At 64.6% G+C, this 18,526-nt stretch carries 17 protein-coding genes; 10 read left to right on the forward strand and 7 right to left on the reverse strand.

The window, feature by feature from the left end; genetic code table 11:
- Nucleotides 1–14: 14 nt before the first annotated feature.
- The 3 genes from J1M86_RS20720 to J1M86_RS20730 are packed head-to-tail and all read right to left on the reverse strand — an operon-like array spanning nt 15 to nt 1,996.
- A complete protein-coding gene (locus J1M86_RS20720; protein WP_080738295.1) occupies nt 15–647 on the reverse strand; it encodes a TlpA disulfide reductase family protein in 633 nt (210 codons plus the stop codon).
- Between the two features lie 55 nt (nt 648–702).
- Entirely contained in the window at nt 703–1,362 is a 660-nt protein-coding gene (locus tag J1M86_RS20725) for a vitamin K epoxide reductase family protein (protein ID WP_037161250.1), read from the reverse strand.
- Complete coding sequence (locus J1M86_RS20730; RefSeq protein WP_037161249.1) at nt 1,337–1,996, reverse strand: thioredoxin domain-containing protein; 660 nt, start codon at nt 1,994–1,996, stop codon at nt 1,337–1,339. The genes J1M86_RS20725 and J1M86_RS20730 overlap by 26 nt, the downstream gene beginning before the upstream one ends.
- Nucleotides 1,997–2,131: 135 nt before the next feature.
- Here J1M86_RS20730 and J1M86_RS20735 point away from each other — a divergent pair, with 135 nt between their 5' ends.
- From J1M86_RS20735 to J1M86_RS20745, 3 genes are read left to right on the forward strand one after another with little or no spacing between them, the layout of a single operon-like run.
- Complete coding sequence (locus J1M86_RS20735; protein WP_037161351.1) at nt 2,132–2,530, forward strand: metalloregulator ArsR/SmtB family transcription factor; 399 nt, start codon at nt 2,132–2,134, stop codon at nt 2,528–2,530.
- Nucleotides 2,523–4,730, forward strand: a complete 2,208-nt coding sequence (locus tag J1M86_RS20740) for a cation-translocating P-type ATPase (protein ID WP_080738294.1) — start codon at nt 2,523–2,525, stop codon at nt 4,728–4,730. The genes J1M86_RS20735 and J1M86_RS20740 overlap by 8 nt, the downstream gene beginning before the upstream one ends.
- A gap of 6 nt (nt 4,731–4,736) precedes the next feature.
- Complete coding sequence (locus J1M86_RS20745; protein WP_037161248.1) at nt 4,737–5,078, forward strand: DUF3703 domain-containing protein; 342 nt, start codon at nt 4,737–4,739, stop codon at nt 5,076–5,078.
- A 9-nt stretch (nt 5,079–5,087) separates the two neighbouring features.
- Here J1M86_RS20745 and ccsB read toward each other — a convergent pair whose 3' ends face one another.
- The 3 genes from ccsB to lnt are packed head-to-tail and all read right to left on the reverse strand — an operon-like array spanning nt 5,088 to nt 9,249.
- Complete coding sequence (ccsB, locus tag J1M86_RS20750) at nt 5,088–6,050, reverse strand: c-type cytochrome biogenesis protein CcsB (RefSeq protein ID WP_037161247.1); 963 nt, start codon at nt 6,048–6,050, stop codon at nt 5,088–5,090.
- Nucleotides 6,051–6,054: 4 nt separating this feature from the next.
- Nucleotides 6,055–7,680, reverse strand: coding sequence for a cytochrome c biogenesis protein ResB (locus J1M86_RS20755; protein ID WP_052061952.1), 1,626 nt, complete (start codon nt 7,678–7,680; stop codon nt 6,055–6,057).
- 27 nt (nt 7,681–7,707) lie between these two features.
- On the reverse strand, nt 7,708–9,249 hold the full coding sequence (gene lnt, locus J1M86_RS20760; RefSeq protein WP_052061951.1) for an apolipoprotein N-acyltransferase: 1,542 nt from the start codon (nt 9,247–9,249) through the stop codon (nt 7,708–7,710).
- Between the two features lie 237 nt (nt 9,250–9,486).
- On the opposite strand from lnt, the gene lspA reads away from it, so the two are divergent.
- Together lspA and J1M86_RS20770 are read left to right on the forward strand one after the other, a co-directional pair.
- Nucleotides 9,487–10,005, forward strand: a complete 519-nt coding sequence (gene lspA / locus J1M86_RS20765; protein WP_037161246.1) for a signal peptidase II — start codon at nt 9,487–9,489, stop codon at nt 10,003–10,005.
- A gap of 282 nt (nt 10,006–10,287) precedes the next feature.
- Nucleotides 10,288–10,839, forward strand: a complete 552-nt coding sequence (locus J1M86_RS20770; protein WP_037161243.1) for a hypothetical protein — start codon at nt 10,288–10,290, stop codon at nt 10,837–10,839.
- A gap of 63 nt (nt 10,840–10,902) precedes the next feature.
- Here the strand turns inward: J1M86_RS20770 and J1M86_RS20775 are convergent, their stop codons facing one another.
- Nucleotides 10,903–11,826 (reverse strand): cation diffusion facilitator family transporter, encoded by a 924-nt coding sequence (locus tag J1M86_RS20775; protein WP_037161240.1) that lies wholly within the window; start codon nt 11,824–11,826, stop codon nt 10,903–10,905.
- 196 nt (nt 11,827–12,022) lie between these two features.
- Here J1M86_RS20775 and J1M86_RS20780 point away from each other — a divergent pair, with 196 nt between their 5' ends.
- The 5 genes from J1M86_RS20780 to ctaD all read left to right on the forward strand — a co-directional run.
- Nucleotides 12,023–14,047 carry a cytochrome c oxidase assembly protein gene (locus tag J1M86_RS20780; protein WP_037161237.1) on the forward strand — a complete coding sequence of 675 codons (2,025 nt, stop codon included), beginning with the start codon at nt 12,023–12,025 and terminating at the stop codon, nt 14,045–14,047.
- Nucleotides 14,048–14,394: 347 nt separating this feature from the next.
- Nucleotides 14,395–15,351, forward strand: coding sequence for a M23 family metallopeptidase (locus J1M86_RS20785; RefSeq protein ID WP_306437383.1), 957 nt, complete (start codon nt 14,395–14,397; stop codon nt 15,349–15,351).
- A gap of 25 nt (nt 15,352–15,376) precedes the next feature.
- Entirely contained in the window at nt 15,377–15,730 is a 354-nt protein-coding gene (locus J1M86_RS20790; protein WP_037161234.1) for a BlaI/MecI/CopY family transcriptional regulator, read from the forward strand.
- Entirely contained in the window at nt 15,727–16,683 is a 957-nt protein-coding gene (locus tag J1M86_RS20795; RefSeq protein ID WP_037161232.1) for a M56 family metallopeptidase, read from the forward strand. The genes J1M86_RS20790 and J1M86_RS20795 overlap by 4 nt, the downstream gene beginning before the upstream one ends.
- Nucleotides 16,684–16,767: 84 nt before the next feature.
- On the forward strand, nt 16,768–18,526 hold a 1,759-nt coding region (ctaD, locus tag J1M86_RS20800; RefSeq protein WP_206511207.1), incomplete at its 3' end, for a cytochrome c oxidase subunit I.

Here is an 18,526-nt window from a genome sequence, read left to right on the forward strand (position 1 = left end):
ACGTAGACAGCGTCTCATGAGGTGTAATCCTTTATTGCAGTGCGGATCTGATCTGGAGTCTCGAACACCGTCGGGTCGGTGACGCGCTCGATCGTTCCGTCCGGACGGACGAGGAAGCTCAGGGGAAGGACCGGCGGAGCCGGAAGTGCGTTCTGGACGGCGCCGTCGTCGATGTAGTTGGGGTAGCGAATGCCGAGTTGTGTCAGCAGCGCGGCAGCGTCTGCGGGCCGGTCCTCGACATTGATTCCGACGACTCGGATCGCGTCGGGTTCTGCGGCGTAGGTGTCGAGGACGGGCATCTCGGTGCGGCACGGAGCGCACCAGGATGCCCAGAGATTGAGCAGCGTCACCTCGCTGCCCAGAGCTTCGCCGAGGTCGACTTCGGCCGCGTCGGCGATGCAGCGCGCCGTTACCCCGGCAAGCGGACCGCCTCGTCCCGGTCCAGGAACCGGAACCGGAACCGGGCACGATGACACTGCGGGGTCCACGGTGGCGGTGCCGGAGTGGGGCGGGCTGGACGGTGTGGGTCCGACCGGCACGCTGGAGTTCGCGGTAGATGCTCGCTCGTCGGCGCTGGACCGGGGCCACAGTGCGGCGATCGATGCAACGACAAGTACGAGCATGACAATCGACCAGCCGCGCGTCACCTGCCCGACCTTCTCTCTTGAGGGCGCGGCGGAGGGGCCGACGGTACGTGGCGGGTCATAGGAGCGTGGACCAGTACGACCAGAAGCGCTGCGCGATCAGAGCGATCACGGCGAGAAACCACACGGTCAGCGGAATGGAGTGATTGCGTACCACCGAGTCAGGCCATTGTCGGAACCATTGTCGGAGCCATTGCCGGGGAACGGGTTTCGACCTGGCACTGTCGAGGTTCCGCAGAGTGACGTACCAGAATATCGTTACGGTGACCCCCCACACCGCCATGCAGTACGGGCACAAGGCGCCGATCTGGTACAGGCTCTGCGCTATCAGCCAGTGCACGAAGACTGCAGCAGCAGTGACGCCGAGCTGCATGGCACCCCAGAACCACGGTGCGAACACCGCGCCGGCGAGAAGGGCGGCGCCCACTGCTGCCACGACTGCGAAGCCTGCGATCCCGAGGAGCGAATTGGGGAATCCGAATGCGGATGCCTGCGGGGTGTCCATCACCGATCCGCAGTTGAGTACCGGGTTGATGCTGCATGTCGGGGCATAGTCGGGATCGAGCGCAAGAGCGAATTTTTCCACTGTGAGCACGAACGCGGCGACCAGTCCGGTCAGGCCGCCCACCAGCAGCAGCCAGGGCAAGCTCCGGCCGAACGGTCCGCTGTGCCGGGTTGGGGCGGTTGCGAGGTCAGCCGAGTGCAGCGTCGAGGGCATCGGCGAGGTCTCCGTAGGTGGTGGGTTCGATCTTGGTGCCGTTGAGGAAGAACGTCGGTGTGCCCTGCACGCCGAGCGCCATTCCGTCCGCGACATCGGCTTCGATGCGCTCGAGCGTCGCAGGGTCGGTGTAGGCGGCATCGAACTTTTCCATGTCGAGTCCCTGTTCGACTGCGAAACTGCGGAACAGCTCGTCCTGTGGAACCTTCTGTTCGCCCCACTGCGCCTGCGTCTCGTACATCCGCTGATACATCGCCTCGAAGCCGCCCTGCTGGGCTGCAGCTTCGACTGCGCGTGCAGCACGTTCGGCATTGAAGTGGGAGGCGATGGGAAAGTAGCGAGCCACGAAGCTCACCCGATCGCCGTACTCTTCACGCAGTTGTTCGATCGCCGGGTAGGCGGCCCGGCATGCCTCGCATTCGAAGTCGAGGAACTCCACGAATGTGACCCGGCCGTCGGGTACCGAGTTCAACCGATGACTGTTCTCGCGCACCGCAATCGAGGCGGGGTCGGCCGCAGCCTGTTCAGTGGCCGCGGCATCCGGAGACCCTGATCGGTCCACCACCAGAAATACTGCCAACGCGGCGGCGAACACGATCACCAGGGACAACGAAATCTTCAACGCTCGGCTCATGCAACTACCTTCTTCTCGATTCGTTCCGACTGACGTGGCCCGATATGGGCGGTTCTAACCGACATACACTAACAATCGCACGAATGTTTGCTCGAACATCTTCCCTAACGATCGCATGATTGTTAGATTGTGGTCATGCCCTTGGAACCTCTGGATTCGTGCGATCTGCTGTGTATGGACCTCCCGTACGCCGAGAGCGTTCGCGCTACCTTGCCCGCGCTCGGCGATATCGAACCGCTTGCCGATGCTGCTCGAGCCTTCGGTGACCCCACCCGACTGACCATCGCACTGGCCTTGAATGCCGGCGGGCGGATGTGCGGCTGCGACATTGCGTGGATCGTGGGACAGAGCCAGAAGCTGGTCTCCCATCACCTTCGCAAACTCAAGGCCGCGGACGCCGTCACATCGAACAGAGAGGGCAAGTTGGTCATGTATTCGCTCACCGATCGCGGCACGCGACTGCTCGCGATATTGGCCGAGCCACTGGCCACTGCCTCGACCGCCGCTGATCTCACCGGGGTCGATCATGGCTGACGCGTGTTGCGGACCGACCCCCGCTGCGCCGAACACCGAATCCGCCGCCGACAGTGCGAGCACGGGTAGTTCGGCTCTCATCGACGCACCCCAGAGGCTGTGGCAGGTCCGCGAACTGCAGATCGCATCGGCAGCCGCGATCGTCCTCGCCGCATCGTGGTTGCTCGGTCGAACAGGTGCCGACACGGTAGCGACCGTCGGCGGTCTGATCGCTGCCGCGATCGCCGCCGTCACTTTCGTTCCCGCGGCAGTGAGGAATCTGCGACACGGCCGAATCGGTGTCGGCACACTGATGACGATCGCACTCCTCGGCGCCATCGCATTGGGCCAGATTCCCGAAGCCGCGATGCTCGGCATCCTGTTCTCCATCGCCGAGGGGCTCGAGGAATATGCGGTCACCAAGACCCGCCGCGGACTACGCGCACTTCTGTCCTTGGTGCCGCCGACAGTGTCGATCATTCGCGGCGGGATCGAGTCGACCCTGTCCCCCGACGACGTCGTCGTCGGGGACACCATGGTGCTGCGGCCGGGCGAACGAGCTGCCACGGACGGCACCATCGCACGCGGTTCGACGAATCTGAACGTGTCCGCTATCACTGGCGAGTCCGTACCCATCGAAGCCGGTGTCGGTGACGACGTGCACTCCGGTGCCATCAACGGAGGCGGGGCCATCGAGATCACCGTCACCGCGCCGGCATCGGAGAGTTCACTTGCTCGCATCGTCCGCATCGTCGAACAGGCCCAGGACCGCAAAGGGTCCGGCCAGCGGCTGGCGGACCGTATCGCACGCCCTCTCGTGCCCTCGATCATGATTCTCGCCGCACTCGTCGCCGCCATCGGTGCGGTGATCGGTGACCCCATGCTATGGATCGAACGAGCGCTGGTGGTCCTGGTTGCGGCATCACCGTGCGCGTTGGCCATCTCGGTGCCGCTGTCGGTGGTCGCGGCCATCGGTGCCGCGAGCCGCAACGGAGCGTTGATCAAAGGCGGCGCAGCAGTGGAAGAGCTGGGCCGCATCCGCGTCGTCGCGCTGGACAAGACCGGCACCCTGACCGCAGGAACACCCGAGGTCGTCGACGTCGTCACCGCTGCGGGAATCAGCCGCAACGACGCGCTGGCTGTTGCAGCTGCGCTCGAAGCTCGCAGCGAGCATCCTCTCGCCCGCGCCATCCTGGCCTCCGTATCGACCGTCGCGGCAGCCGATGATGTCATTGCCATCGCCGGACACGGCCTGACCGGAACCCTCGACGGCGCCGACGTCAGGCTCGGAAAGCCGAGCTGGTTCGACACCCACCCCAGCGCGGACACGTTTCGCTCCGATGTTGCTCGTCTGCAAAGCGGCGGTGCCACCGTGGTACTCGTCGAACGCGCCGACGTTCTGATCGCTGCGATCGCCGTCCGCGACGAACTCCGGCCCGAGGCTGCCGAGGCCGTCCGGCAACTCACCGCGCTCGGCATCGAGACCGCGATGCTCACCGGCGACAACGCGCTCACCGCGCGGGCTCTGGCAGGGCAAGCGGGTATCACCACCGTCCACGCGGAGCTTCTCCCCGAGGACAAAGCGGCACTGCTGGCCGACATCGCGGCCGGACGAAAGATTGCCATGGTCGGTGACGGCGTCAACGATGCTCCCGCCTTGGCGACCGCAGATGTCGGTATCGCCATGGGCGCGATGGGAACCGATGTCGCCATCGAGACCGCCGATGTAGCCCTCATGGGTGAAGACCTGCGGCACCTACCCCAGGTACTGGCCCATGCTCGGCGCGCCCGGCGCATCATGATCCAGAACATCGCTTTGTCGATTGCGATCATCGGCGTGCTCGTCCCATTGGCTGCTGCCGGTGTCCTCGGCTTGGCCACTGTGGTGCTCGTCCACGAACTCGCCGAAGTCTTGGTCATCGCCAATGCGATTCGCGCCGCCCGCACCACGCCCTTGGATGGATTCGTCCCACCGCCCGCGGCGTCCGGTGCCCTCAATGTCACGATTGCACCCGCGGCGGCCTTCGAAGATGCCTGCTGCACCCCGGCGCCGAAGCCAAGCAAGACCGCATCGGTCGCGCCTGGAAACCTACTAATCTCTCACGCGGCGACATCACCGACGCCGATCGGAGCAGACGATGACAGGTCCGGGTGCTCGGATGGATGTACCTGCTGCACGTCGACGCCCGCGCACAGCGAACCCGGCCACGGAAAGAGATAGAGTCCTGTGAGAGGTAATCGGACTGCACGCAAGCTCTATGCGATCGAAATGACCGCGGCAGCAGGGGCATCGACAACCGAGGTGCGGTGGCATCACCTCGAACGAGCACATATCCTCTCGCAGCCCTATCCGTGGTTGCATACTCGCAACCACGTCGAGATGTTGAAAGCTGCTGCAAAAGAGCATGATCGGCGCGAATCCTGGGGACAGTTGATCCGGATCGTTGTCGCTGCTCCAGGATCGTGGTCCGGGCGATACCCGGTCGGTAATACCGGCCGGGTGGAGGCGGGGCTGACGACGCCGATGCCGATTCCGCAGGACCTCGCGGACGCGCTCGGAGACACGTAGCGGGAGTCATCAGTTCAATCCTGCGTAGGAATGCAGTCCGGAGACGACCATATTGATGATGAACAGGTTGAACAGCATCGCCACGAATCCGGCGATGTTGATCCATGCTGCCCGGGTGTCGCGCCATCCGCTGGTGGCGCGGGCGTGCAAGTAGGAGGCGTAGACGATCCAGGTGATGAAGGAGACCGTTTCTTTCGGGTCCCAGCCCCAGAACCGGCCCCATGCGGCTTCGGCCCAGATTGCACCGAGGATGACGCCGACACCGAAGAGTGGAAATGCGAAGATGGTGGTCTTGTAGGCCAGCGTATCCAGTGTCTGCGCGGAGGGCAGACGGGCGACGATTCGGCCCACTCGGCTGCTGGTGTTCGCGGAATACCGCATTCGAAGCAGAAACAACGTACTCGCCACACCGGAGATCAGGAACACTCCGCTTCCGAGCGAGATGATGGAAACGTGCACCGGGAGCCAATACGACTGCAGCGCAGGCACCACCGGCGCCGCATTGGCGTACAGCACGGTTCCGGCGACGAACAGTAGGATCAACGTCGGCACCAGGACGAACAACCACAGGGTGCGCAGCGGCTTCGAGCGCAGAACCCACAGTGCAGCCAGAACACCGGCAGCGCAGGTGACCGAGACGAATTCGTACATGTTGCCCCACGGCGGCCGGCTGGTGGCGATCCCACGAAGCACGATCGACCCGATGTGCAGAGTCAGTGCCACCATCACCAGCCCGAGTCCGGTGCGGGCCAAGCGTTCGGAGGGAACCCGACGGGGTGTGTCGGGAATGCGTCCTGGCGTCGTCGATGTCGCTGCGATCACGCGCGTTCGCAGTCGCTCCATATTGTGCAGTGCCGCGGTACGGGTCGTTGCCAGTTGCCCGAGGAATGCGATCGCTGCGAGGAGATAGACCACGAAGGCGGTCTCGAAGCTGATGTCGCTCCAACGGGCGAGGGTGTCGTCGATCGGCATTGTGCTACACCGTTTCTCTGTCGTGGGTCTCGGAGTCGCTCGAGGTTGTCGGCGGCCAGATCTGTGAGCGGAGGGTCTGGAATTCAGGTCCCCATCCCGCGTGATCGGTGCGAGCCAACCCGCCCATGTGCACTCTCGAGGCGCCGTGCTCGCCGGGGTGGACCCGGAACCAGACACGGCGGCGTGTGATCACCAGGGAGATCAGGAGTCCGGTCATCATCGTGATGGCGAACACGAGAACCCACCGCTGTGCAGGGTCGTACCCGACCTGCAGGTTCGCGAACTCCTTGGCGCCGTCGAACCGGACGACAGTGCCGTCGGAGAGGGTTGTGGACTCCCCGGGCCGCAGGTTGACCCGGTCCTGTTTCACCAGCCGGCCCTGATTGATCATCTCCTTGTTCAGCGAGAAGATCGACTGCGGGATGCCGGTGTCGAGGCCGGTATCGCCTTTGTAGATGTCCACTGCCACAGCTGGATCGACCAATTCCGGGAAGCGGGAGGACAGCAGGGTTCCGTTGAATTGTGCCGTGGGCGCGAAGAGACCTTCGATGGCGATCTGGCCTCGGCGTCGCTCGTCGGCGGTGGCGTATGTTCCACCGGGCGGGTCGAACCGCAGCGCCCCGCTGCTGAGGAACGTGGTGGCGTCGTCCGGGCGGAACTGTAGGGCCTCGGTGCGGCTCTGGCCGTCGGGGAAGGTGACGGTGAATTCGGGGGCATAACCGTGTCCGGTGAGATAAACACGCTCGTCCCCGAGCCGTAAGGGTTCGTTGACCTGGAGTTGGAAGTCTCGCCAGGTGCCGGCGGTGATGTCGTCGGCGGTTTGGTAGGAGATGTTCGAGGTGAACATCTTGGCCTGACCATTGTCGAGGTAGTCGGCGGTGAAGTCCTTGACCCGGATGCAGAAGGGCTCGAGTCCGGTTCCGTCGGTGCTGTTGCCGGTGCGGAAGGAGTCGTAGATCGCAGGCGAGGTGTTGCAGAAACCAGGTCCGTTGTCGGCGATGACGATGACCGAGCCCTCGTAGCCGAAGAGCTTGCCGATGGCGATGGCAACGAGCAGACCGATCAGCGAGAAATGAAAGAGCAGGTTTCCTGCCTCGCGGGTATAGCCCTTCTCGGCGGAGAGAGTGAGCACCCCGTTCGGTTCGGGGCGGAGGGCCGTTCGCCATCCTTTCAAATGCTGCGTGATCTCGCCCATGATCTTTTCCGGGCTGCCGGGGAGTTCGCCGCGGTGATGCAGCGGCAGTCGCATGAGGTTTCGAGGTACTCGAACAGGCTGTGCACGCAAGGATTTGGCGTGTTCGACCAGTCGGGGGGTCAGGCACCCGATCAGCGAGAGGAACAGCAGGACGTACACGGCGGTGAACCAGAAACTTCCGAAGACGTCGAACAATTCCAGCGTGTCCATCACCGGTCCGAGAACCGGGCGCGCGGCGATGTAGGCATCGACGGCCTGTGTGTTGAGGTTGCGCTGAGGGAGCAGGGCGCCGGGGACTGCTGCGAGGGCGAGCAGGAACAACAACACCAACGCGGTACGCATCGAGGTCAATTGCCGCCACCTGTTGCGGAGCACGGCACGCGCGTTGATCGACCGTCGCTGCGATACCGATGGTGGGCGTTCGTCCACTGTCACCGCCACGCACCCTTCCCTGGTTGCATATCAAATACTACGCAGCATAGTAGTTGGTGGGGTGGGTGCGATTACTCGTGGTCGTCGTCGTAGCGAAAAAGTCAGTGCTACAACGGCCCCCGCTGCGAGTGTCCATTCCGGAACGGCACCGACGACGGTCGCCGGAGTGAGGCCGGTACTCAATGGGATCTCTGCCACCACAGCTGCAGGGGTGAACAGGTCCGTTCGGTTGGTGACCGTGCCGCGTGCATCGATGACGGCGCTGACTCCGCTGGTGGCGGAGACCACGACGCTTCGTCCGTGTTCGACGGCACGCACCCGGGACATGGCCAGTTGTTGGTAGGTCATGTTGGTGCGGCCGAAAGTGGCGTTGTTGGTAGGCACCGCGATCAGCTCGGCACCGGCGCGAACGGAATCTGTGAGCAACGAGTCGAAGGCGACCTCGTAGCAGGTGGCCACCGCCACGGGCACTCCTGCGAGATCGACGACACCGTTACCCTCGCCGGGGACGAAGTTTCCTGCCTGGGCAGCATAGGGGGACAGCGCAGTGACGATCGTGCGCAGCGGCAGGTATTCGCCGAAAGGCACCAGTTGCCGCTTGTCGTGTGTCTGTCCGGGCCCGGTGACGGGATCCCACACGATCGAGGTGTTCGTCGTGGTGTCATCGTCTCGGCGCAGTACCGCGCCGACGAGAATCGGGACTCCGACTGCTCGGGCTGCGGCGTCGATACGTGCGGCGGCATCGGGGTTGCGCAGAGGATCGATGTCGGAGGAGTTCTCCGGCCAGATGACCAGATCGGGCGTACGCACTCGCCCGGACTCGATGTCGGCGGCAAGATCGATCGTACGGGCGACGTGGTTGTCCAGTACTGCTCGCCGTTGGGCGTTGAAGTCGAGACCGAGCCGCGGCACGTTGCCCTGCACCAAGGCAACGGTGACCGTGTCCTGCTGCGGCGGAGCGAACAGTGGAGCTGCCACCGTGAGCGCCCCCAGTGCAGCTGCGGCGCCCAGGTACGACGCCGCTACCCCTATTCGGCGGAGGCGACCGGACACGATGGCACTGGCGACAGCGGCCCCGATCAACACCACGACGAACGACAACCCTGGTGCGCCGATCAAAGCGGCCAAGGGCAGAAACGGACCGTCGGACTGACCGAATGCGATTCGGCCCCAGGGGAAACCGCCGAACGGGATCCGCGAGCGCGCCGCCTCCATCGCCACCCAGGCGCATGCCACCCAGACCGGCCCGCACGGTAGTCGGGACATCCGGTCCGCCACGGCGCCGAAACCTGCGACGAAGAGTGCCTGAACGGCGGCCAGCGCCAGCCACGGCGTCGATCCGACATACTCCCCCACCCACGGCAGAAGGGGTACGAAGAACGCCGACCCGGCGACGAAGCCGTAGCCGGCTCCCGCCAGCGCTGTGCGCCCGCGGACCGCCAGTAGTAACACGGCAATCGCCACCGGAGCGAGAACCCACAGATCGACGGGCGGAAATGTGGCGTACAACAGCAGCCCGGACGAGGCGGCGGCGAAGAGGCGGATCCAAGCTCGTACCCCGCTACCACCCATCGACCACCGCGGCGAGCTCCGTATGTCCCGGGGTGATCGACGTCCGGGTTCGATGCCGGGTGCCGCAGTCACGACGGCATGCGCGTACATCGGGTGCTGGGAGAGCCTCTACCGTTCATCAATTACTATGGTGCATAGTATTTAGAGTGTTGGCAACTCTGCAGTGCTCACCGATCCTCTTTCCGTCGGCGCGCAGCATCAGCATCAGTCCGGCACACCCCCGAGAACGAGGACGACGTGACCCGCTCCCCCACCACTGCCGCGCGAGTACGCGCACGCGCAGCGACACTCGTTCTGGCTCTGACCGCGACTGCACTCGCGGCCGGCTACTGGGCGCAAGAAGCGTTGCCGGGTTCTCCGATCCCACTGTCATTACTCGAATTGCGCCTCACCTTCAACCGCGGGGTGGCATTCAGCCTGGGCGATTCGCTGCCCTGGTGGACGGTCGTCGCGGTCACGACGACGATCACCGCCGGGCTCGCAGTTTACGGATGGCGCACCGCCCGACCCGGAGATCGGGTCACCACGGCAGCTCTGGCGTTGATCCTCGCCGGCGCCCTGTCCAACGTCCTCGACCGGATCGCCGACGGCGCGGTCACGGACTACTTTCACACCGGATGGTGGCCGACGTTCAATCTCCCCGATGTCTACATCACCATTGGCGTCGTAGTGCTGATCGGAGCCTCGTTCTTCGCCAGGAACTCAGCAGAGTTGCACTGCGGTTCCGATCCGACGCCCGAGCGCACCGGATCATGAACCTCGCGTACGGGAACCCTCGGTACACCGCCGTTGCGGATCACTGTGCGCTGATCCTGCTGCGCGAGCGGCACTCCCGCGAATCGTGACCGAGTGCGATGTGCTCTTACCGGTCCGAACGCCCTGGGCTCGATCGCTCTCGTGCCACCCCGGACGTTCGCGCCGCTCGACACTCACCCGGCAGTACACCGCTCGAAGCCGTTCGTCGATGGTGCAGACCGGCCAGCAGTCAGAGCGGCTTCTCCTCGCCGACACGGCAATCACCGGGATCGGAACTCGACCATGACGACGCACGAGATGCCGCTACTGACCGTCCCGGCCACCGACGAGGCTGCAGCAACTCTGGCCGACTGGCTGATACGCAGCGTGGTCCCGACCGTCCTCGACGGCGCAGGAATGGCGTTGGACGCCGACACTCTGTGCGCGTTGGCGCCGATCACTGCCCGCCGCATCGGGGGTCGCCGTCGGTTGCGGGCTCACGAGCGCCAGCTCGATCTGGTGATCACCGCGATCGAGGAGAGGCTCCAACGGCGCTCGGCGTCACCGTCTGCCGGCGAAGCGGCAGTCGTCGCAGGTCTCTCGATCCGGTCGCTACCCGACGAAGTCCTCGATGCCGCGGCCCACATGGCGGGTACGATCGCCGATTGCGGAAGCCCCGCCGCGGCATTGGCGAATCGGGCGCTACAGCTCGGCGCAATCATCGTCGACACCGGACTCGGCGCCGTTGCAGCCGAGGACCTGCGCCTCCGAGTCGTCGAGTCGTACTGTTCGCTGCTTACCTACCTGTGGACCACCGACCCAGCTACGCAGATCCATCTCACGACACCGCGATGACCGCCCCCGGGCCAGTCCGCCTCGAACCGGCCTCGCCCGCGCCACAGACTTCGACTCGGCCTGTCACCACGTCACCTCTCGGCACCGGCCCTCGCCTTGAGGGGGCTCGACTTGCAGCGTGGCGTGCTCGAGACCATAGCGCTCGAGAAGGACTTGTTGAGCTGCAGCGAGCACTCGGGGCGATTCGACACCCGGGGCGACAGTCAGGTGCGCCGAGGCGACCTCCATTCCAGACGTGAGGGTCCAGATGTGCAGGTCATGCACCTCCTCGACATCCTCGACGTCGGTCAACGACTTCGCCACTGCCGTCACATCGATGCCAGACGGGGCGTGCTGCAGCAGTATGTGAACGGCATGACGGCCCAGGCTGAATGCGCGCGGCAGGACGAACACGCCGATAGCGACCGCGATGACCGGGTCGGCGTACCGCCATTCGAACAGCACGGTGACCAGCCCGCTGACGAGCACGCCGATCGAGCCGAGCATGTCGGCCATCACCTCGAGGTACGCGCCCCGAACATTCAGACTTTCCTTCGCGCCGCTACGCAGCAGAACGAACGCGACGAGGTTCATCACGAGCCCGAGAGTGGCCACCAGCATCACCGGAACACCGGGGACCTCGGGCGGATTCGACATACGTTGGGCTGCTTCGTAGAGAATCCATCCGGCAACCCCGAACAGCAACAGTGCGTTGAACAATGCGGCGAACACCTCGGCTCGGTAGAGCCCGAACGTGCGCGCAGCCTTGCTCGATTGCCGCTGCGCGAGAGTGATCGCCACGATCGCCATCAGCACCCCGAACACGTCGGTGAACACGTGCGCGGAATCGGAGAGCAACGCCAGCGACGAAGTGGACAGGCCGACCACCACCTGCGTCACGAGGGTGACCGCCCCCAGGCCGACAGCGATCCACAATCGGCCCAGGTGTTTACCGGACGCGCTGGCCGGTGATCCCGGCTCTATCCCATGGCCGTGCCCATGCCCCATCGATACTCCTTCATAGCTTTCCGACTGCCGAACAAAACATATTGCGATATGCGCATATATGCAAGTGTTGCGATTCGTCCGACCGTGGTTGCCCGCAGTCGTACAACTATCATTCGTAGTAATTCATTGTCGGCGCAGGTCGGTCCGACCTCGTGCCAATATCACCGACACGATCTACCGGGAAGAGGCGCACACCATGGCCACCGAAGCCGCCCACTCGACCCGCGGTGCAGTGGATCGACGCTCCGGATCACAGGTGATGGTGCTGTGCGCGGCGATTGCCGCCGTGGTCGCTGCACTGCTCGCCGCGGTGTCGACATCGCAGGCGTTGGTTCTACTGGGGCTCCCCGATCCTGGCCCGGTCACCACCTATGGCATCCCGGCACTGACCGCTATCGGCGAGGTGGCCGCCGTCGTCGCGGCCGGATCCTTGCTCCTTGCAGCATTCCTCGTTCCACCCCAGAGGTCGGGCGTACTCGATATCGACGGATACGTAGCCGTCCGCACGGCTGCGACGGCATCGGCAGTATGGGCGATCTGCGCGGCGGCGTTGGTACCGCTGACGCTCTCGGACGCCTCGGGCCAACCCGTCGGATCCGTTGCGGCGCAACCGATGCAATTCCTCGGCGCGATCGGTGACGTCGAGGCCGCCGCTGCATGGGCAATCACGTCCGCGATCGCAGCGATCACCGCCGCAGCATGCGCATCGGTGTTACGACACCAGTGGACCCCCGCGTTGTTCGCCCTGTCGATGCTCGCGCTGATACCGCGGGCAGTGACCGGTCATTCCTCGACCGGCGGCAATCACGACATCGCAACGAACTCGCTGATCCTGCACATTCTTGCTGCTGCAGTGTGGGTCGGCGGACTCCTCGCGCTGGTGGCTCATGCACTGCGCGGCGGTGGGCACCTTGCCGTAGCAACCCGACGCTACTCGGTGATCGCTCTGATCGCGTTCGTGACCATGGCCGTCTCCGGCATAGTCAACGCCGCCGTGCGAGTGCCCGTGACGTCGCTGTGGGATTCGACCTACGGCATTCTGATCCTGGCGAAGATCGCCGCCCTCGCGATCGTGGGAACCCTCGGGTGGATACAACGACGACGAACGGTCGGCGCCCTGGCTCTCGACCCCGCGAACCGCAGAACCCTGATCACTCTGTCGATGATCGAGACCCTCGTTCTCGTCACCACCGTGGGCCTGGCAGTCGCACTCGGTCGCACCCCCCCGCCCCCGCCGCAGGACGCCTCGCTGCCCCAGGCGCACGAAGAAGCCCTGGGCTACGTGTTGGGCGGGCCACCCACCGCTGCACGATTGACATTCGAATGGCGTTTCGATCTGGTGTTCGGGTCTGCGGCTGTGATCGCTGCTGTCCTGTACATGGTTGCACTGCGACGTCGGCGGCGGGCGGGCCTGCCATGGCGGCGGCGGTGGACCGCGAGCTGGTTGGCAGGTACCGCGGTGCTACTCGTGGCGACGTCGTCCGGAGTCGGTCTCTACAGCCCGGCGGTGTTCAGTGTGCACATGGCGGGACTGACCGCGGTAGCCATCGTCGTGCCGTTGCTCCTGGTCCTCGGCCGACCGGCCACCTTGTTCGCCTCGGTCCTGCCGACCGCATCGGCAGCCGAGGAACCGGGTTTGCGCGAATGGCTCCGGGCTGCATGGCACAGCCGAGCAGTCCGGATCGCGGTCAACCCCTGGGTCAGCACCGCGGTGTTCCTGAGCAGCTTCTACCTGCTCTACCCCGGCGGAGTATTCGACACCGTCGCCGACTCGCATGTCGCACACATGGTGATGAAGGGCTGGTTCCTGATCGTCGGGATGGTGATGTTCTGGGGCACGGTCGGTCTCGACCCAGTTCCGAGACCGATCCCGGGGCTGACGAAGTTGCTCGCGAGTATCACCGCGTTGGCCGGGTTCGCATTCTTTCTCGTCGTGACGATCGATCTCGAGACTGCGCTCGGAGCGAGCTTCTACAGCGGTCTGCGTCTGGACTGGAATGCAGACCTGCTGGCCGATCAGCGCCGCGGCGGCACTCTGGCGTGGGGAATCGGTGAATTACCGTTGCTCGCTGCCGCCGTTCTCGCTGCGGTCCGGTGGTCGGCGGCCGATGAGAGCGCTGCACGCCACCGTGATCGAACAGTCGACGATCAGGGTGACACCGAACTCGAGGCGTACAACTCGATGCTCGGCAGCCTGTCGTCTCGGCGAGATGACAGCTGACACCTCACGAGCACCGGTCGAGATCGCTCCGCGCTACCGGATGTAGGGACATACGGCAACTGTGACCTGCAGCGCGGGGGACAACGGGAACCGAGATGGAAAAACTATGCTCAATAGTAGTAACCTGTGGCCTGACCGTCACCATTTCGTTATCTCGAACGAGACTTTTGCCTCGTAGCCACCCAAGGATTGTGATCTTGGCCCGACACCGCATGCCCGACCCAACAGCCGACGAATGCGCAGTGCCAAGACACAGCGGCGTGGTCCCGACGCCCCACGGCAACGGACACTCGGCGCTCACCGAACGCCCCCGTCATCGACGGGCCGAGTTCACACCCTCGCGCTTCGTGACCGAATCGACCACGGTCGCCCGGTACGCCGAGAGCCGGTCGACACTCGGCCATCTGGCATCGACGAAGACTCCCGCGCACGAGACTCCCGCACACAGCGCACCCGCGCAGGAGGCACTCGGTGACGCGGACAGCGCAGCCGTGAACACCGCTGCGCCGAGGTGGGATGCGCGCGTAGCCGGTTCGGAGCACAGACCGCACGGCAACCCTGACCATGCCGATCTCGGGAACGCATCACAGCACATCGGACGCGGACTTCATCGTCGCCGGATACCCAAGCCCGGTGGCCGCGCCATCGCCGCGTCGGTCGCAGTCGGCGCCTTCCTCTCTGCAGCAGCCACATCACCGAACGCGGGATCGGAGGAGAGTGTCGCCCTGAGCGCCGCCAGTACCGATCAACCTCCCGCCGGCGCCTTACCTCCGAGCCCCATCGCGTCCATCCCGCAGGTGTTACAAGTGCCCGATCTCGACGTGGGCCGGCTCGCACAGCAATGGACCGAGCAACTGGCCGAGGGCGGAGCCCGGGCGGCCGAGCGCGCCGCGCGTGAGGCCGAGGCGCGGCGCCCACTGTCGGTGATGCCGGTATCGGGAACGCTGACCTCCAACTACGGCGCACGGTGGGGGACAACGCACTACGGACTCGACATAGCCAATACGATCGGGACGCCGATCGTGTCGGTAACCGACGGTGAGGTCATCGAAGCAGGGCCGGCGCAAGGGTTCGGACTATGGGTGCGTATCCGTCAGGACGACGGCACGATCGGGGTGTACGGGCACATCGACCAGGCACTCGTCACCGCCGGTCAACGCGTGAAAGCCGGCGAGCTCATTGCTACGGTAGGCAACCGAGGCCAATCGACCGGGCCTCACCTGCATTACGAAGTGTGGCAATCCGATGGGGCCAAGTCCGACCCGACGGCCTGGCTGTCGGCGCGCGGAGTCGATATCACCTGACACGATGAGGAAAGTAGAACTGGCGATGAAAAGGCTCGGTGATCTCGAAGCGGAGGTGATGAACGTGCTCTGGAATTGCGATCGACCACAGTCGGTCCACGATCTGCGCGAGCTCATGGCCGACCGGAATCCCGCCTACACCACGATTCTGACTGTCGTGACCCATCTTCACGAGAAGGGGTGGGTCGAGCGAACCAAACAGTCCCGCGCGTATCTGTACTCCCCGGTGCAGTCGCGAGCGGAGGCAACTTCTCAAGCGCTGCGTGAGCTACTCGACACCAGCGCCGACTCGGCCGCCGTGCTCATGCACTTCGCGAAGACCGTCACCGACGAGGAACTGGACGCCCTGCGGGGAAACCTGCCGGACGTGAACCGATGATCGTTGCACTGACGCTGCTCTTGGCCGCGATCATCGTGGCCGTCGCGGCGCCGACGCTGCTCACCCCGATGAGTGGGCACGTGAGTCCCTCCCTTGCGCTCACTGCATGGATCGGCAGCATCGCAGGAGTACTTTTTCTCGTCGGATCCGCAGTGACCGTATTGCTGTGGCCCGGCCATGCGCCGGCCGAGGGGCTGATCGAACTTGCCATCCGTTGTCTGGGGTCGCTGCAACACGCGGCGCAACCCTGGATAGGAGAAGCGGTCGCCGGCGCATCGGTCGTTCTTGCCGTGTCGGCGTCAGCCCGAGTGCTGCGGTTGACCCGCCGTCAACTTCGGGCACGGTCCAAGGTGCGCGACTATCACCGTGATGTCATCGCCGTCGTCGCGCGCACGGACTCCGGACCCGAACCCATCATGTGGCTGGACCACCCGCTCCCGCTGGCCTACAGCATCGACGGTCGCCCGGGCTACGTCGTGGCCACCGAAGGCTTGCTCGCGCATCTCGATCCCGATCAGCAGCGGGCAGTGATCGCACACGAACGCGCCCACTTGCGTGGGCGCCACCACCGCATCGTCAACATCTGCGAGATCCTGGCCACAGCATTTCCTCGCGTTCCTCTGTTCGCCGCAGCACCGGTGGCGGTGCGGGTTCTGGTCGAGGTCGCAGCTGACCGGGCCGCGGCCGCAGTCACCAGCGCGGAGACCGTGCGGTCGGCGCTGTCGACGGTCTCGCAGGCACATTCGGCGCGTCCGCTGTGGGCGCTGGGCCTGATCGGCGATTCGACCTCCGAACGGTTGTATCACCTGAATACGAGCGCGCCGGTGCTGCGCCGAACCGGGGCAAGCGCCTACGCTGCCGCCGCGGTGCTGCCACTGGTGGTGCCGGCAGTGTTGGCCATCGTTTCGCTCAGTGCGGTCTCTGCAGCAGCGTGCGCGGTCCTGCTGACCTGACCCACCCAAATACTATGCTGCATAGTATTTGAGCTAGGCTATCGGACGCGTCCTGCAATTCGCGTGCGATACGAAGGTGGTTCCATGACGGCGCTGACATCTCCTCCCGCTTCGTCGGCGGTTCGCCCCTATCCACCCCGTAGGGCTCGCAAGGGTGCGTTTCTGCACACGATGGTCACCACCACCGATCCCAAGGTCATCGGACTGATGTACCTGGTGACCTCGTTCGGGTTCTTCCTCGTCGGCGGCCTCATGGCGTTGATCATGCGCTCCGAACTCGCCGTCCCCGGAATGCAATTTCTCTCCAACGAGCAGTACAACCAACTTTTCACCATGCACGGCACGATCATGCTGCTGCTCTACGCCACCCCGATCGTCTTCGGCTTCGGCAACTACATTCTGCCGCTGCAGATCGGCGCACCTGATGTCGCATTCCCGCGGCTCAACGCCTTCTCTTACTGGCTGTATCTCTTCGGCGCCCTCGTCACCACCGCCGGGTTCATCAGCCCCGGCGGCGCCGCCGACTTCGGCTGGACCGCGTACACACCGTTGAGCAGTGCCGTCTACTCCCCGGGAATCGGATCCGACCTGTGGATCGTGGGTCTGCTCATCGCAGGTCTGGGCACCATCCTGGGCGGAGTCAACATGGTCACCACGATCGTGTGTCTGCGCGCGCCGGGAATGACGATGTTCCGCATGCCGATCTTCACCTGGAACATCCTGGTGACCTCGATCCTGATCCTGCTGGCGTTTCCCTTGCTGACCGCGGCACTGATGGGCCTGCTCGCCGACCGCAAACTCGGCACCCACATCTTCGATCCCGCCAACGGCGGAGCGTTGCTCTGGCAGCACCTGTTCTGGTTCTTCGGTCACCCCGAGGTCTACATCATCGCGCTACCGTTCTTCGGCATCGTCTCGGAGATCTTTCCGGTCTTCTCCCGCAAACCCATCTTCGGGTACAAGGGCCTGATCTACGCCACCGTCGGCATCGCGGCGCTCTCCATTGCCGTGTGGGCGCACCACATGTACGCCACCGGCGCCGTACTTCTGCCCTTCTTCTCCTTCATGACCTTCCTGATCGCCGTCCCGACCGGCGTGAAGATCTTCAACTGGATCGGAACCATGTGGCGCGGGCAGGTCACCCTCGAATCCCCCATGCTCTTCTCTATCGGATTCCTCATCACGTTCGTCTTCGGCGGGCTGTCCGGAGTGCTCCTGGCGAGCCCGCCCATCGACTTCAACGTCACCGACACCTACTTCGTCGTCGCGCACTTCCACTATGTCGTCTTCGGGACCGTTGTCTTCGCCACCTACGCCGGCATCTACTTCTGGTTCCCCAAGATGACCGGCCGCATGCTCGACGAACGACTGGGCAAGTGGCACTTCTGGATGACATTCCTCGGATTCCACGCCACCTTCCTCGTCCAGCACTGGCTCGGAGCGCAAGGAATGCCGCGCCGCTATGCCGACTACCTTCCCTCGGACGGGTTCACCACCCTCAACCAGATCTCGACCGTGGGGTCGTTCGTCCTCGGAGCGTCGACGCTGCCGTTCATCTGGAACGTCTTCAAAAGCTACCGCTACGGCGAAGTCGTCACCGTCGACGACCCCTGGGGCTTCGGCAACTCCCTCGAGTGGGCGACCAGTTGCCCACCCCCGCGGCACAACTTCACCGAGATACCCCGAATCCGCTCCGAACGACCAGCATTCGAACTGCACTATCCGCACATGGTCGAACGCATCCGCGCCGAGCAGCACGTCGGTGGCCCGCACTCGGATTCGATCGCGCCCTCGGAAGTGATCACCGAAGCCATCGCCGGCCATGAACGATCCGATCCTCCGG

The sequence above is a fragment of the Rhodococcus sp. KRD197 genome (assembly GCF_017168235.1).
Taxonomy (GTDB): Bacteria; Actinomycetota; Actinomycetes; order Mycobacteriales; family Mycobacteriaceae; genus Rhodococcoides.